Annotated in this window: 15 protein-coding genes and 2 pseudogenes; 7 read left to right on the top strand and 10 right to left on the bottom strand. The window is 39.4% G+C overall.

All coding sequences use genetic code 11. The features are described from left to right. The first annotated feature begins 2 nt into the window (after positions 1–2). A complete protein-coding gene (locus P8610_RS14115; protein WP_394604929.1) occupies positions 3–2,027 on the top strand; it encodes an ABC transporter ATP-binding protein in 2,025 nt (674 codons plus the stop codon). 91 nt (positions 2,028–2,118) lie between these two features. Here P8610_RS14115 and P8610_RS14110 read toward each other — a convergent pair whose 3' ends face one another. Beyond that, positions 2,119–2,271 (bottom strand): hypothetical protein, encoded by a 153-nt coding sequence (locus tag P8610_RS14110; RefSeq protein ID WP_197468147.1) that lies wholly within the window; start codon positions 2,269–2,271, stop codon positions 2,119–2,121. Positions 2,272–2,436: 165 nt separating this feature from the next. On the opposite strand from P8610_RS14110, the gene P8610_RS14105 reads away from it, so the two are divergent. Then, a complete protein-coding gene (locus P8610_RS14105) occupies positions 2,437–3,756 on the top strand; it encodes a protoglobin domain-containing protein (RefSeq protein WP_394604928.1) in 1,320 nt (439 codons plus the stop codon). A 30-nt stretch (positions 3,757–3,786) separates the two neighbouring features. Here the strand turns inward: P8610_RS14105 and P8610_RS14100 are convergent, their stop codons facing one another. From P8610_RS14100 to P8610_RS14085, 4 genes are all read right to left on the bottom strand, one after another. After that, positions 3,787–4,119, bottom strand: coding sequence for a hypothetical protein (locus P8610_RS14100; protein WP_394604927.1), 333 nt, complete (start codon positions 4,117–4,119; stop codon positions 3,787–3,789). Between the two features lie 369 nt (positions 4,120–4,488). Continuing rightward, positions 4,489–5,010, bottom strand: coding sequence for a GDYXXLXY domain-containing protein (locus P8610_RS14095; protein ID WP_394604926.1), 522 nt, complete (start codon positions 5,008–5,010; stop codon positions 4,489–4,491). Continuing rightward, positions 5,003–6,241, bottom strand: a complete 1,239-nt coding sequence (locus P8610_RS14090; protein ID WP_394604925.1) for a DUF2157 domain-containing protein — start codon at positions 6,239–6,241, stop codon at positions 5,003–5,005. Before P8610_RS14090 ends, P8610_RS14095 begins: the two co-directional genes overlap by 8 nt. Before the next feature lie 190 nt (positions 6,242–6,431). After that, positions 6,432–7,226, bottom strand: a complete 795-nt coding sequence (locus P8610_RS14085; RefSeq protein WP_394604924.1) for an SDR family NAD(P)-dependent oxidoreductase — start codon at positions 7,224–7,226, stop codon at positions 6,432–6,434. Between the two features lie 145 nt (positions 7,227–7,371). Between P8610_RS14085 and P8610_RS14080 the strand changes: the two genes are divergently transcribed. Next, positions 7,372–8,889: an aldehyde dehydrogenase family protein gene (locus tag P8610_RS14080; protein ID WP_394604923.1), complete on the top strand. Its 1,518-nt coding sequence runs from the start codon at positions 7,372–7,374 to the stop codon at positions 8,887–8,889. Between the two features lie 295 nt (positions 8,890–9,184). On the opposite strand, the pseudogene P8610_RS14075 reads toward P8610_RS14080, so the two are convergent. Continuing rightward, positions 9,185–9,495 (bottom strand): annotated as a pseudogene (locus P8610_RS14075) (ArsR/SmtB family transcription factor). A 171-nt stretch (positions 9,496–9,666) separates the two neighbouring features. On the opposite strand from P8610_RS14075, the gene P8610_RS14070 reads away from it, so the two are divergent. After that, entirely contained in the window at positions 9,667–9,861 is a 195-nt protein-coding gene (locus P8610_RS14070; RefSeq protein WP_066239924.1) for an alpha/beta-type small acid-soluble spore protein, read from the top strand. 68 nt (positions 9,862–9,929) lie between these two features. Next, the gene (locus tag P8610_RS14065) at positions 9,930–10,181 is read left to right on the top strand and encodes a hypothetical protein (RefSeq protein WP_289496950.1); all 252 of its coding nucleotides are present in this window, start codon (positions 9,930–9,932) and stop codon (positions 10,179–10,181) included. Between the two features lie 33 nt (positions 10,182–10,214). Here the strand turns inward: P8610_RS14065 and P8610_RS14060 are convergent, their stop codons facing one another. The 4 genes from P8610_RS14060 to P8610_RS14045 all read right to left on the bottom strand — a co-directional run bounded on the left by P8610_RS14060 (position 10,215) and on the right by P8610_RS14045 (position 14,221). Next, positions 10,215–10,868: an amino acid ABC transporter permease gene (locus P8610_RS14060; RefSeq protein ID WP_394604922.1), complete on the bottom strand. Its 654-nt coding sequence runs from the start codon at positions 10,866–10,868 to the stop codon at positions 10,215–10,217. Next, positions 10,861–11,643: a transporter substrate-binding domain-containing protein gene (locus tag P8610_RS14055; RefSeq protein WP_394604921.1), complete on the bottom strand. Its 783-nt coding sequence runs from the start codon at positions 11,641–11,643 to the stop codon at positions 10,861–10,863. Before P8610_RS14055 ends, P8610_RS14060 begins: the two co-directional genes overlap by 8 nt. Before the next feature lie 270 nt (positions 11,644–11,913). Beyond that, the gene (locus P8610_RS14050; RefSeq protein ID WP_394604920.1) at positions 11,914–13,011 is read right to left on the bottom strand and encodes an ABC transporter ATP-binding protein; all 1,098 of its coding nucleotides are present in this window, start codon (positions 13,009–13,011) and stop codon (positions 11,914–11,916) included. A 319-nt stretch (positions 13,012–13,330) separates the two neighbouring features. Then, positions 13,331–14,221 (bottom strand): PucR family transcriptional regulator, encoded by an 891-nt coding sequence (locus P8610_RS14045; protein WP_394604919.1) that lies wholly within the window; start codon positions 14,219–14,221, stop codon positions 13,331–13,333. A 131-nt stretch (positions 14,222–14,352) separates the two neighbouring features. On the opposite strand from P8610_RS14045, the gene P8610_RS14040 reads away from it, so the two are divergent. Together P8610_RS14040 and P8610_RS14035 are read left to right on the top strand one after the other, a co-directional pair. Beyond that, the gene (locus P8610_RS14040) at positions 14,353–14,958 is read left to right on the top strand and encodes a polysaccharide deacetylase family protein (protein ID WP_394604918.1); all 606 of its coding nucleotides are present in this window, start codon (positions 14,353–14,355) and stop codon (positions 14,956–14,958) included. Between the two features lie 21 nt (positions 14,959–14,979). Next, positions 14,980–15,154: pseudogene (locus P8610_RS14035) on the top strand (hypothetical protein); the annotation flags it as partial.

Genomic DNA, 15,154 nt, shown 5'->3' with positions numbered 1-15,154 from the left:
CCATGAACGTTGGAAAGCGCCTGTTTCAATACGCACTTCACTTTAAAAAGAACTTTATTCTAGGACTTCTGATGCTGACCGTTGCAATCGGAGCGGAGCTGACAGGACCATTTATCGCAAAGACCATGATCGATGACCATATTCTTGGGATTGAAAGACCGTGGTACCAAGTGGATAAAGAAGAAAAAACAGCAGTGAATTACGATGGGAACTGGTATAAACGAAGCGATCATTTTGATTCAGGAGAAAATAAAGGAAAAGAAATAAGAGTCATTCAAGTAAAACGCGATTATTACGTTGTTCCACAGCCAATTTCATTTGACGGGGAACGAACAGCGAAAAACGGAGAAGTAACGATTTCGTTTAAAGGGAAATCAGAAACGTATCCAGCAGATGAATTAAGTACAAACGAGACATTTGCTTTTTATAAACCTGAAATTGCAGGAATTATGAAGCTGACAATGATTTATTTAGGACTGCTGGTATTTGCATCATTCTTTCAATACGGACAGCGCTATATGCTGCAGCGTTCTTCTAATCTAGTCATTAAAAAAATTCGTCAAGATGTGTTCGCGCACGTACAGCGTGTAGCCATCACCTATTTTGATAATCAGCCAGCAGGTAAGATCGTTTCTCGTATTACGAACGATACAGAAGCGATTAAGGAGCTCTTTATCAACGTACTAGCAAACTTCTTTACAGGAATCATCTATTTGACGGGTATTTTTATTGCGTTGTTCTTGCTTGATGTAAAGCTGGCGACGATCTGTCTCATTCTTGTACCGATCCTTGTTGTATGGATCATCGTATATCGTAAGTTTGCATCCAAATACAATCATAAAATTCGTTCCACTTTAAGTGATATAAATGGAATGATCAACGAATCGATTAACGGTATGACGATTATTCAAGCATTCAAGAGACAAAAAGAAACAACTGAAGAATTTGAAACGATGAACAAAGAATACTTTACCTTTCAAAATAAGCTATTAAGTTTAAATGCGATGACAGGGCACAACCTTGTACTGTTTTTGAAAAACCTCGCATTTATGGCATTCATCTGGCACTTTGGAGGTCAGGCACTGGGAGTAGGTTCTGTCATTTCTATTGGTGTTCTTTATGCCTTTGTTGATTATTTGAACCGTATGTTCCACCCTGTAACAGGTATGGTCAACCAGCTTGCACAGCTTGAACAGGCACTCGTATCAGCTGAAAGAGTATTCGTGCTGATGGATGAGCAAGGACAGAAAGTTACGGAAACGGAGATCGACCGTTACAAAGGAAATGTAGAGTTTCAGGATGTTACCTTCAGCTACGTAGAAGGAGAGCCTGTGTTAAAGAATATTTCATTTGAAGCGAACCAAGGAGAAACAGTGGCCCTTGTCGGACATACGGGTTCCGGGAAAAGCTCAATCATGAACTTGCTATTCCGTTTCTATGATATTAAGCAAGGCAAGATCGTCATTGACGGAAAAGATATTATGGAACTTTCTAAACAGGAATTGCGTCAGCATATGGGAATCGTTCTGCAAGATCCATTCTTGTTTTCAGGAACGATCGCATCCAATGTTAGCCTAGATAATCCTGAGATCACGAGAGAACAAGTTGAAAAGGCACTTACAGATGTAGGAGCCATGCCTTTTATTAATAACTTGCCAAAAGGATTGGATGAACCGGTTATTGAAAAAGGAAGCACACTTTCATCCGGCCAGCGACAATTGATTTCTTTTGCAAGAGCGCTTGCTTATAACCCAGCAATCCTGATTCTAGACGAAGCAACGGCGAGTATCGATACAGAAACAGAAGCAGTGATTCAAGACGCACTGGATGTATTGAAACGCGGAAGAACTACTTTCATTATCGCGCACAGACTTTCTACGATTAAGAGTGCGGATCAGATTCTCGTACTTGATCGCGGTGTGATCGTTGAACGTGGAAGTCACGACGAATTAATGGAGACAAAAGGACGTTACTTCCAGATGTATCAGCTTCAACAAGGAAAGACCGAAACACGAGCAGTAAGCTAAACGAAGAAAAGGAGCCGATTGGCTCCTTTTTTCATTAGTTGTATTTCAGTCTGAGCTATCCAGCTTTACTGGATAGACGGGTGTTTTAATCTTAACCTTCTTCTTTATTTTTCTCATCCATTTCGTCATTTTGTTGACCGTCATCAACGCCGTTGTCTTGGTCTACGCCGTCACCGCAAGCAGTTAATCCACCTAATGTTAACATTGCTGCTAATGTTCCAGCTGCCCATCTCTTTTTCCACATGTGAACCACTCCTCGTATCATTTTTTTTGAATTTATTTTGGTTTAGTGAAAGATTCCCTTAATAACGTCGATAAAACATATGAGTATGCAAAATGTGAGTAAAGTCGCATGTAATTGCTTCATTTTGGATGAAAACAAGTGAAAAACAGGGAGAAGGAAACCACCATGGCTTCGATTTTAAGTATTCTTACGAAAAAGAGTAATGCAACTGCTGTTCAGAATTCAGCAGACCGGTATAAAGATGAGGTTAAGATTTTATTGTCACCAGATAGTGAGTGGCAGAAACAGCTGGATATGATTTCATTAACGACGGATGATTTGGCAATTATTCGTTCTTTAAAGCCGTTGATCTCTGAAAACATAGCGAATATCGTAAATCAATTTTATAGAAACATTGAACATGTACCAGGGTTGATGGATATCATCCAGAAGCACAGCTCGGTTAAGCGTCTGCAAGTTACGTTAATCAAACATATACAAGAAATGTTCGATGGAGTCATTGATTTGGAATACATTGAACAAAGAAGAGTGATTGCGCATATCCATTTTAAAATTGGTTTACAGCCTAAATGGTATATTTGCTCGTTTCAGGACATGCTGCTTTCATTTTTGTCTATATTGGATCAACATATTGAAAACCGAAATGACTATCAGCTAGCTGTTAAAGCAGTAACGAAGCTATTGAATTTTGAGCAGCAGATCGTGCTTGAAGCATTCGAGTTCGAGCAGATCAAAGAAAGAGCTAAACATGAAGAACAAAAACAGCAGATTGCTTTATCTGTTGGCGATTCAGTAGAAGAATTGGCAAGCATCTCAGAACAAACGAGTGCTGCACTCCAAGAATTAACGTCTAAAGCAGATGAAGTAGTCGTTTTTGCAAAAGATACAGCAGAGTCAGCAGCGGATGTTTCCAAAAACTCTTTAGCAGGTAAGAGCAAACTGGATGGCCATCAGAATATGATACTAAAAGTAAAAGAGCAATCACAGCAAATCTCTGCAGAGTTAATTAACTTGGAACAAGCCACTGTGAAGATTAATGATGTGGTAGATATCGTAACGGCAATTGCTGAACAAACAAACCTTTTGTCTCTTAATGCGGCAATTGAAGCGGCTAGAGCTGGTGAAGCAGGGAAGGGATTCTCAGTCGTTGCTCATGAAGTTCGAAAGTTAGCGGATCAAACGAAGACGTCTGTTTCAGGCGTTTCGGAACTTGTAAAGAACACACATAAGAGAATAGAGGCCGTTTCACAATCTGTTGAAAGTATTCATCACTACATTAACGATAGTGTATCAGAGGCAACTGAAATTTCGGATTTCTTTGTTGCCATTCTTTCGAAAATGGATGAGAGTACGGACAGAAGCGGTAAGCTGGAAAAAGAAGTAGAAGTGATGGCTGAAGTAATTGAAGAATTGAGTCATGCCGTAGGTCAGATTGCGGTATCAGCTGATTCACTTACCGACGTGACGAAAAGCATGCAGCAATAAAAAGGAACTGATCCAAGTGGATCAGTTCTTTTATTTATTAATTACATATTGAGCTCTGCTTGTTTCAAAGGAAACAATATCATCATCTGTTCGAATGTCTTTAATGCCCTCGATCGGAATCTCATACGTAACTGTAGGAAGTTCGACTTGGGCGCCATCTTCAGCTGCATAGGCTGTTCCGTGCAAAAATAATATGTGATCTCCTAGATAGTCATCGTGTGCGTCTCTTTGTTCAAAGGTTGCTTCTGTAAGTGAGATTCTGATTTGATCAATATCGCCTGTTTCTTCTTTGCGAATGGAGATCTGGCTGCCAGTCCACCCGTTGAGTACATCTTTTAGATCGATAATTTTTGTGTCAGACATAGTTTTCACCTCATTATCAATCTTCCCGTAATCGGTAAACTTAAACCGAGGAAAAATGATTGCTCTTTAATAATGGCTGTTTTCTTATTCATTGTTGATCTTGAAAGTCGCTTCCTTAATCTTTAGAAGGGAGGATGTGCATTTGGAAAAGACGTTTTTTTACATTGTCCATATGGGTGGTGCACGAAAATATTTATACGAGGTAATCATAGTTTTTTACGAGGTAATCATCCTTTTATACGAGGTAATCCACGATAATTCCGTGTATAAAATTATTTATCCGATTTTCGACATAATTCAACATTCTCATCCCAGAACTCCAAAAAAAGACTCACAAAGACTTTTCAGTACTTTGTGAGTCTCCTCATTTTATGGGTTTAATTCCACTATCTTATGAGCTCCCCAAGGGGCAACACTTATAATAACATCCATATCATTGGCTTGCTTTTCAAGTTCCTTACCGGTATTTTCTTGAACATAATAGCGCTCAAATCCATAAGTAAGCTCAATCTGATCAAAGGAATTTTCACCCCAGATCTTTTCAGCTTTTGCTGTTAAGATAACCTCGTTATCCTTTACTTCAGGTTTTTCTGGATACACTTTCTTTACAGCATAATATCCTTCTTTATCAGGTTGAAGTACAACATATGCATGCCGTTCTCCACGGTCAAGTTCAGTTAAATCACCCTTATAGCTTGAGAGGGGAACCCTGCTGATTTCAAAGCGGAGCGTTACATAATCTCCATATAAAATATCTCTTGGATCGACAGGTACAGTTTTAATTTTTATATCTTTTCCAAAATAATCAATGCTGTAATAACTCCCAGCAATAAACACAAGAAACAAAACTTGTAGAAGGGCAGCAATCATCCAGCCTCGTCTTTTAGTCATGATGCGGTCCTCCGTTCTCCAAAATCTGCATTTTCTTACGCTGAAGAAACGCATTAAGAATAAATAACAGAATTCCACCGAGTAAGAAGAAAACGGATTTTGGCATGAATGACCAGGCTAGGTTAAAGTATCCCATTAGACAAACAAGCAAGAACAGTACAATTCCAAAATTGATCTGTGATCTGTTCTCGTTTCGATAACCTTCAGCCAGCTTGAAACCGGAATAGACAAACATAACAATCAAATAAACGAGACCTACCACTAGTGGATCCGCTACTTTTACAAGATAGAAAAATGGAACGAAAATTAGTAGTTCCCATGCGTGCATGTAAAGGTTCTCCTTGCGTTTACCTATAATTGAAAGGGCTAGTATCACAATCAATAACGGAAGAAACACATAAGGAGCGGGCAGTTCAAAATCAGATGAGAAGTCATTTGTTAGCATGAAATACAATCCGTAAGCAAAACCAAAACCAATCAGTGTCCCTATACGATTAAACGGCTGTTTAAACACTCTCTTTTCGACCCATAATCCGGCTGTAAATAACGTGAACCCGAATAGAAAGAACCAGAGGAAGTTGATCTCCTCAACCATAATAAATATTAGAGCTTGAATACTTAGTCCGATAGTGAAAATCCACGACTTTTTATTAGTAGGATAAAGGAAAACAAAACCGCCAACACCAATTAGGAAAATCACAAATAATAGAAAACTAAAGCTTTGGAATTCACTTAAGCCATAAAGCTGTCCACCGACTGTTAATACAGAAAGGAGGAAGAAATATAATTTGTTGCGATCTCTAAACAAATAATATACGGCAGGTAAGCTCCAAAAAACAAATAAACGGGCATCAACGGCATTTAGATGAAACGTCTGGCCAAGTAAAATGATGCTGGAACCAAAAGAGATGATACCGAGAATGTTAAGAGAAGTCCCCAAAGTTTCGTTGCCGGCTTTTAAGCTGCGATCACCTGTGTAGTAAAAACCGAGCATAATTACGATGAGCAATGACAGTCTGGCAAGAGGGGGAATTTCACCCCAGTTTGATGCAATGAAAGATAAGATGCCAATTCCAATCAAAATACTAGCTAAAACGGGTAAGATGCCTGTTATTCTTCGTTTGTCATTTGTATCAGGATAACGTGCAACAATTAAATTAAGCTGATCATCCGTGATGATATTGTCTTCAACCCACTTTTGTCCTTCGCTTCTCATCCATTTTTTGTTCATTTTATCCCACCTCATTTCATGTATATGTATGGTTAATGAAAAACAGGTCCTTTTAATCATATTCTCTTTAAGTGTAATATTACACTCTGTTATTTTCTATATCAAGAAATAAAATGAATATTTTATTCGAACCTTTTGTTATAGAAAAAAGGAACAGCTTGTATAGAGCTGTTCCCTAAAATTTTCTATTTTATTTTTTATCTTGTACATAGTGTACGACTTTCAAGACGGTCTTTCGAGGCAAGAAACGAACGATGTTAGCTAGTGCTTTGTTTTTAAATCCAGGAACGTCTACAGCTTTTTCTTTCAATAGTGCGTTATAACCGGATAAGGCTACATCATGGGCATTCATTGCACCTGATTGAAACAATCGAGATGACTCAAGGCTTGCTCTTTTTTCAAAATTAGTCGCTGTTGCTCCAGGGCAGAGCGCTGTTACGCTGACGTTTGTATGGCGAAGTTCGTAATCAATCGCCTCTGAGAAAGAGAGCACGTATGCTTTCGTTGCATAATAGACGGCCATTAACGGACCTGGCTGAAAAGCAGCTGTAGAGGCAACGTTTAAAATCTTACCTCTGTTGCGCCTAATCATGCCTGGCAGAAGGTGTTTTGTTAAAGTGGTTAAGGCTGTAATGTTCACTTGAATCATATCTTTTTCGTCTTTCCATGATGTTTCGTCAAAGGGTCCGTATGCTGCGAACCCTGCATTGTTGATTAAAATATCGACTTCTAAACCCTTTGCCAAAATTTCTGCAGTCAGTTCTTCGGCAGCATCAGTCAGACTTAAATCTTTTGCTAAAACCGTTACGTCAACACCATGTTTCGCTTTTAGCTCGTTGGCAATCTCACTAAGTCTTTTCTCATTTCTTGCCGTCAGTACGACATGATAACCATCTTTTGCGAGCAGGTTCGCAAACTCTAATCCTATTCCGCTTGAAGCTCCAGTGATTAGTGCTGTTTTTAAAGCTGAATTGTTATTTATCATAAGGAAAACGTCCCTTCATATTTCGTGTTTATATGTTTAAGAATATCAACATGATAACACATCCAAAAAAATAAATAAACAACACTTGCGTAAAAAAAGGTATGATGAAAGATATATGAATATTTAGAAAAAGGAGGTGCGCACCATGAAAAATGTATTAGTGGCCAAGCATCCAGCAACAGGTGAAACGATCGATCAGTGGCTGGAGACAGAAGAAATGCAGGTCCCGGAAATGTACGAAAAATCGTCAGCGGCCTTTCAATTTTGGTCCACTCGCTCATTGGAAACACGAATGTCTTTTTTAAAGAAAATTAAGCAACACCTTTTAGAAAACATGGACGAAATCGTGGATGAAATATGTTCTGCGACAGGTAAGGTTAAGACAGAAGCTCTAACTGCTGATTTAATGCCCGTTATTGATATCATCCAGCATTATGAGAAGCGCGCACCAAAAATATTAAAGCGTAAAAGAGTGTCAACACCGCTTCTGTTTGTCGGGAAATCTTCTTATGTGGATTATTTTCCTTTAGGAACGGTGTTAGTCATCTCCCCATGGAACTACCCATTTCAGCTTTCGATGACACCTGTTATCTCAGCTTTAATCGCGGGTAACTCGGTCATTTTAAAGCCCTCTGAAATAACGCCGACAATAGGGCTTTTAATTGAAAAAATTGCGAGGGAAGTTAATCTTCCTAAGAATGTTCTGCAGGTGGCCCATGGTGGAAAAGAGCTGGGACAGGCACTTGTTTCAGGGACACCTGACAGCATATTCTTTACAGGATCTGTTGAGACAGGGCGTAAGATCGGAGTAGAAGCGAGCAAGCGGTTTATTCCGCATACGCTTGAACTTGGCGGCAAGGACCCGATGATCGTATTTGAAGATGCCGCGATAAAACGGGCGGTAAACGGCGCAGTTTGGGGTGCGTTTACGAATGCTGGGCAGGTTTGTATGTCTATTGAACGGGTATATGTGGAGCAAAGCATTTCCGGAGAATTTATTGACAGACTTGTTGAAGAAACGAAAAAACTCAAAATGGGTGAAGACATAGGTTCTTTAACCTTTCCGCATCAAAAAGAGATCATCAGATATCATGTGTTAGATGCGCTTGAAAAAGGTGCTCTATTGCTAACCGGGAAGCATCCTGATCATTGGGGAGATAGTATGTATATCGAGCCAATGATTCTAACGAATATCACTGACGATATGAAGGTTGTGACTGAAGAAACCTTTGGCCCTGTTATGCCAGTGATCACATTCTTAAAAGAAGAAGAGGTAATTGAAAAAGCGAACTCCACAGAGTTTGGTTTGAATGCGAGTGTTTGGACGAAGGATTCAGCAAAAGCTAATCGCGTAACATCAAAACTGGTTACAGGCAGTGCGGTCATCAATGATGTATTAGTATCTGTTGCAAATCCACACTTGCCGTTTGGCGGGGTGAAAAGCAGTGGAACAGGCAGATATCATGGAGATGAAGGGCTTTACACATTTTCGCGTCAAATGTCAGTGATGAAGGATACAGGAATTAAGCAGCGAGAAATCAATTGGTATCCGTATGAGCATAAATACGGGAAAGTAAGAACGCTAATTAAAGCATACTTTTCAAATAAAAAACAGTTAGCTGCCCTTATGCGTTCAGGTATAAAGCAGCTTCGGAAAAAATAAAAGCGGTTCAGCTCATGCTGAATCGCTTATATTTTAAAGCAGATCTAAGATGCTCTTGTGAGTAGCTGATTTCCGTTTCAGGATGCTCGCTTTCCGGGGGGCGTGCGGTGAGCCACCTCGCCGCTTTGCGCCCATAGGTGTCTCACCTGTCCCGCTAATCCCCCAGGAGTCTCGCACCTTGCACTACAATCAACTTACCAAGGAAGAGATAAAGGATAAACCAAAAGCAAGCATTTTTTAGAGAAGAGCATTTTATAAATAGGAATTTATACCTGTAAAATAACTTCTTATTCCATTAAAGAATACATTCATCTTCAATAATGCTGATCAACTGTTTAAGCTGTACAACGGTTTGGTCAAGCGTTAAAAAATAAAAGATCTCTTTTCCTTTTTTTCAGTTCCAACAAGTCCTGCTTCACGCAAAATTTTTAGATGGTGGGAAACTGTTGGGCGGGACATAGGAGATTGACTAGCTATGTCTGTGACATTCATTTTATCTGTTTCAGCTAACAGCAAAACAAGATCTTGCCGGACAGGGTCACCTAGTGCTTGAAACAAAGGGATCGTTTTTCTAAACATTTCTACGGCATATTCGTTTGACATCATTTCACCAACTTCTTCAATATCATCCGTTTTATTTTCTTTACTATAAATCAGTATAAACTATTGGTCCAATCATTTTTAAATTTTGAGTGGGAACAACGCTATAAATTGCCAGGATTCAAAGCGCATATAGAAACCTCTGAGATACAAAATAGGTATAAGGGGGTGAAACACATGGCAAGAAGAAACAAATTAGTAGTCCCAGGAGCGCAGCAGGCAATCGATCAAATGAAATATGAGATCGCATCTGAGTTCGGTGTTACACTTGGCCCAGATACGACTGCACGTGCGAATGGCTCGGTTGGCGGGGAAATGACAAAACGTTTGGTAGCGATGGGACAGCAGCAATTAAGCGGCGGAAATCGCTAAACCAAGTCAAAAGATGGTTAAAGGGGTGGAGGAATCCACTCCTTTTTAAAGATTTTAGGAGCTGATAAATGATGGCGATGTGTCCGATATGCAATAACTTTCAAACGATAAACGTTCGATGTCCCGAATGCGGGAGGGCTGTTCAAGATCAAGGAAAAGTAAGTGATTTTTTTGATGATTATAGCCCATATATGGAAGTAGATGAACTTAAACTGGAAGATGGATATCCTACAGATTTTAAAGATAGTCAGTGCCCGCATGTCTTTTATTGTGATTCGTGTCATCAAGAGGTGCTTTTCTTTATTGGTGAATGGGAATAAAAAACTTCATATCCTTGTGGCAGGACATGAAGTTTATTGGCTTACTCTGATTCGTTTTTCAATTAATACCCTAAGACCGTCAAGTAAAGAGGTTAAAATCCAGTACAGGACTGCAGCTTCTAATAACACGGGTAGGACGATCAGCTGTGAGGCACTTATCTGGTCGGCCATCAATGTCAGTTCTGGTACGGTAATGACAGAAGCTAATGATGATGCTTTTACAATATCGATCAGTGAGTTCCAAACAGATGGAATCGAAATTCTCCATGCTTGAGGAAGGATTACTTCTTTATACGTAAGATACTTGTTCATTCCTAAAGAAAAAGCAGCTTCCCATTGTCCTTTTTCAATCGATTGAATAGCTCCTCGATAAGATTCTGCGATATAAGCGCTAAAATGAAGAATGAGTCCAGCGAGAGCTGCCTGCCATCCTTCTGGTACATAAATAAAAGTAAAACCGTTATAAAGGATCAATAATTGAATTAATAATGGCGTACCTCTAAAGAAAGATATATACCCCTTTGCAAACCCCGATAAAAATTTATTCGATGACATTCTGCATAACGCGATAACTAATCCGAAAATAAGCGCTCCTAATATAGAAACAAGGCTGATAACAACAGTAAAAACAGCTCCCTCCAAAAGATAGGGGAGGGAGTTGATCAGTATTTCTGATAAGTTATTCACTTACATCTTCTCCAAAGTATTTTTCAGAGAGTTTTTTCAACGTGCCGTCTTTTTTCATTTCTTCAAGCGCTTTGTCTACGTCTTCTCTAAGTTTCTTATCATCTTTTCGGAATGCGAATGCCATTTCGTTTTCGTTGAAAGGTTCGCCAACTGCTTTAACGTTGTAGTCTGTTTTCTTTAACTCAGTAAGAATAAAAAGCTGATCGTTCATAGCAGCATCAACGCGGTTCACATCAAGGTCTGTTAAAACTTGTGCAGCCCCTTTATAGAACTTTGTTTTTGCACCGGCTTTTTCAGCTTCGGCCGCATAGTTGCTTCCTTGTGTTGTACCAACAACTTTGCCTTTAAGGTCTTCAATACCTTTTATGTCTTTGTTGTCTTTATTAACGATTACTTGTCCGCCAGAAACGGTGTAAGGTGTTGAAAAATCGTACTTTTGTTTTCTTTCATCTGTAACGGTTACTTGGTTTGCTACAAGATCAAAGCGTTTAGAATCAAGTGAAGTAAACATGTTTTTCCATTCGGTAGCTACGAACTTAGGTTTCATATCAAGACGTTTCGCTACTTCTTTCGCAACTTCTACGTCATAACCCGTGATTTCATTTGTTTTTTTATCACGGTATGAGAATGGGGGATATGTAGCTTCCGTACCGATTGTTAGTTCTTTTTTATCTGCATCTGAACCTGTATCTTGAGATTGATCAGATGTTCCGCAAGCTGATAGCAGAACAGCCGATAGGGCGAGTGCTGACAGAAATTTAAATGTCTTTTTCAAATGAAGTCCTCCTAATCGAGATAATCCCGACAATTTTTATAGAATTAATTGTATAAACCAGTTGCTGTTTCGTCAATCATTTAACATTTTTCCCGATAAAGTAAAAATTAACAGGGGATTTTTAGGTGTGTATACACGATCACATAAAAAAGGGGGATGATCACATAATTTTGAAGCATTATCATATAAAAATCACGAGTTATCACATAAAAATATCAATGTATCACATAAAAAAAGCTCTGCCTATTAGGGCAGAGCTTAACATAAAAATTAGCGAATGCGAATTTCAGTTTCTTTGTCGAAGAAATGTGATTTGTTCATGTCAAAAGCAAGAGAGATGCTTTGTCCGTTTTGAATATCAGTACGAGAATCAACACGTGCGATGAAATCTTGTCCGCTCACTGTAGAGTATAGGAACGTTTCAGCACCCATCAATTCAGCAACGTCAATTTTCGCTTGGATCTTCGTGTTAGAAGAAGACTCTAAGAATAGAGGCTCATCATGGATGTCTTCAGGACGGATACCAAGAACAACTTCTTTGTTGTTATAGCCTTTTTCTTGTAAAATCTTCATTTTTCCACCAGGAACTGCAATCTTCGTGTCTCCCACTTTAAAGAAGCCATCTTCAAGCGTTCCGTTCAAGAAGTTCATTGCTGGGCTTCCGATAAATCCACCAACGAAAATGTTTTCTGGAGTGTCGTATACTTCTTTTGGAGATCCTACTTGCTGGATATGTCCGTCTTTCATAACAACGATACGAGTTGCCATTGTCATCGCTTCTGTTTGGTCATGCGTTACGTAGATTGTAGTCGTTTGCAGACGTTGGTGAAGCTTTGTAATCTCTGCACGCATTTGAACACGAAGTTTTGCATCAAGGTTGGATAACGGCTCATCCATCAAGAATACTTTTGCATCACGAACGATCGCACGTCCTAGTGCAACACGCTGACGCTGACCACCTGAAAGAGCTTTTGGTTTACGGTCTAAGTATTGCTCAAGGCCAAGAATACGAGCAGCCTCTTTCACACGCTTATCAATTTCTTCTTTGCTGAATTTACGAAGCTTAAGTCCGAACGCCATGTTGTCATATACGTTCATGTGAGGGTAAAGTGCATAGTTTTGGAAAACCATTGCGATGTCGCGATCTTTTGGAGCAACATCGTTTACAACACGGTCGTCGATTACAAGTTCGCCTTCAGAGATTTCTTCAAGACCCGCGATCATACGAAGAGTCGTAGATTTACCGCAACCTGATGGACCTACGAATACGATAAATTCTTTATCCGAAATATCAAGGTTGAAATCATGTACAGCTGTTACTTTGTTATCATATCGTTTTACGATGTTATTTAATTTAATTTCTGCCATTGTAAAATCCCCTTCCGATGTAAACGTTTTCTTAATGTTTTAAGTTTACGCTTTCATAACCACAATCGTAAATGGACGACATGCCTAAAATAAAAACACCTCTTTATGCAATGTGCACAAAGAGGGTTTGGAAGTGTTGATTTCCGCTCCAGGGTGCTCGCTTTCCGCGGGGTGTGCGGTGAGCCTCCTAGCGCTTTGCGCTATTAGGAGTCTCACCTGTCCCACTCATCCCGCAGGAGTCTCGCACCTTGCGCTCCAATCAAATTTCATAGAAGGTATTGAAACAGAATGCCACTAAAAGCAACAATCTTTAGAGAAGTTATAAATTTCTATGGTGTTCATAAGACAATATCGCCATATAAACAGTCAGTGCATTTTTAAACTGTTTAACATCAATTCCTGTTTTTTCATAAAACTTGTCCACTCGGTATTGTAAACTATTCCTGTGAATATATAGCTTTTTCGCTGCTAACGAAACATTCATGTTGCATTCTGCAAACACTTTAATGCTTTTTAATGTTTCTTGATCTTCCTCATCCCACTCTGCTAATAAAGCATGTAAGGTTTTCTCTGCTACGGGGTTTGCGGATTGAAGAAGCAATTGAGGGACCACATCCGCTATCGTATACACCGATTTTGGAAGCAGCTGATTTTTTACTTCTATAAATTGCTGCTGTTCACGCTCGAAGGATTCTTTCGCATGAGCTAACTGGTGATGATAGGAACCTATGTATACGGAAATATCGATATAAAAGTCAGTTGAAAGCATGTCTTTAAGCGCTTCATAAGGCGTGTCGGTAAACTCCTGCTTGGACGTTTCAATAATGACTCCGCCTTTGTGGTCTTTATTTAACAGCAGGACGGCATCTTCAGGAAAAAGTCCGTTAACCGCTTCTGAAAAAGAAATGAAATCGGTTATAGGCTGCTTGCTAAAAAAGTGCACAAAACGGTAGAAACTTTCTTCATCAGTTGATTCGTTTCCGAGTAAGATAGATTCCCATTTTAACTGTGCAGAAGAATAAGCAGGTATTGTATCATTTTCATATATATTAAACATGGACCGAAGTAAACGGCTCTCTGAATCGGAAATGGCAGATTGAGAAATGCCAAATGGTGCTCCATCATCTGTAATGAACCAGAGAAAGCCTGACTGCTGAGAGGTGTCCGTTGTTATAGAATTTCTGTAATGTTTCTTTAACTTATCGAGCATCCTTTTTCATATCCTTTCAAGGAAAAGCTTGCTATCATTATAGCAATGTTAAGTGGTTTACTAAACAAACAGATTCACAAAAGGGAGGAGACACCATGAAAAAGTGTCCTTGAGTAACTTCTTCTACGGTCGTGTACGACTGGGAGCATAAAGAGATATGGACGAATAAACATAAATGGGACAAGCAGCGTTCAAAGTCTATTATCCTAACCTTTGATGATGGACCGTCTTCGGTACTCGTTCCTTTGCTAGATATATTAAAGAAACACGATGTTCAGGCGTTGTTCTTTTGGCAGTCACGGTTGCTGCACAAAAACCGGCCATGCAAACGGGTGTTAGAAGAAGGGCATATGATAGGCGGCCATTCACTGCGTCATCGAGACCTTACGAGACTTAGCCGTTATGACCAGCATCAAGATATTCAAAACAATATAAAACATTTAGAGAGCCTGACCGGACAAAAGATAAAATACTTTCGTCCGCCATTCGGCCAGTTTAACGAAGATACATTGCACGTTCTAAAAGAATTAGATGTGGTTCCTTTTTTATGGGAGGTAGCTGGACTGGATTGGGAACTTAAGAACAACCCGAATCAAATTGTTCATAACATCGTGAATCATGCAGAAGATGGGTCAGTAATTTTGCTTCACGAGCTAAAGCAAACTCTTATGATAATGGATGACTTAATATATGAACTTAAAAAAGAGGGCTATCAGTTTATACTGCCTCCTAAATAAGGATGAGGTTGGAGGAAAAGGATGAGGAAAAGAATTGTTGTATCTTTTAGTGGAGGAAAAGATTCCATTTTAGCTCTGCATAGATTGCAAACATCAGGAAAATGGGAGATCGATTCCCCGCTCACGACTTTGACCGAAGACTATGAGCGAACGACGATGCATGGTGTTCGACATGAATTATTGAAGCTGCAAGCTG

Origin of the sequence: Fictibacillus sp. UD (assembly GCF_043558025.1) — a bacterium.
GTDB lineage: Bacteria > Bacillota > Bacilli > Bacillales > Fictibacillaceae > Fictibacillus.
Note: the sequence above shows the minus strand (reverse complement) of the source record. Positions and strands in the feature narration are given on the sequence as shown.

Coding starts and splice junctions, on each gene's coding strand:
- P8610_RS14115 (WP_394604929.1), top strand. CDS start 3: ATGAACGTTGGAAAGCGCCTGTTTCAATACGCACTTCACTTTAAAAAG.
- P8610_RS14110 (WP_197468147.1), bottom strand. CDS start 2,271: ATGTGGAAAAAGAGATGGGCAGCTGGAACATTAGCAGCAATGTTAACA.
- P8610_RS14105 (WP_394604928.1), top strand. CDS start 2,437: ATGGCTTCGATTTTAAGTATTCTTACGAAAAAGAGTAATGCAACTGCT.
- P8610_RS14100 (WP_394604927.1), bottom strand. CDS start 4,119: ATGTCTGACACAAAAATTATCGATCTAAAAGATGTACTCAACGGGTGG.
- P8610_RS14095 (WP_394604926.1), bottom strand. CDS start 5,010: ATGACTAAAAGACGAGGCTGGATGATTGCTGCCCTTCTACAAGTTTTG.
- P8610_RS14090 (WP_394604925.1), bottom strand. CDS start 6,241: ATGAACAAAAAATGGATGAGAAGCGAAGGACAAAAGTGGGTTGAAGAC.
- P8610_RS14085 (WP_394604924.1), bottom strand. CDS start 7,226: ATGATAAATAACAATTCAGCTTTAAAAACAGCACTAATCACTGGAGCT.
- P8610_RS14080 (WP_394604923.1), top strand. CDS start 7,372: ATGAAAAATGTATTAGTGGCCAAGCATCCAGCAACAGGTGAAACGATC.
- P8610_RS14070 (WP_066239924.1), top strand. CDS start 9,667: ATGGCAAGAAGAAACAAATTAGTAGTCCCAGGAGCGCAGCAGGCAATC.
- P8610_RS14065 (WP_289496950.1), top strand. CDS start 9,930: ATGATGGCGATGTGTCCGATATGCAATAACTTTCAAACGATAAACGTT.
- P8610_RS14050 (WP_394604920.1), bottom strand. CDS start 13,011: ATGGCAGAAATTAAATTAAATAACATCGTAAAACGATATGATAACAAA.
- P8610_RS14045 (WP_394604919.1), bottom strand. CDS start 14,221: ATGCTCGATAAGTTAAAGAAACATTACAGAAATTCTATAACAACGGAC.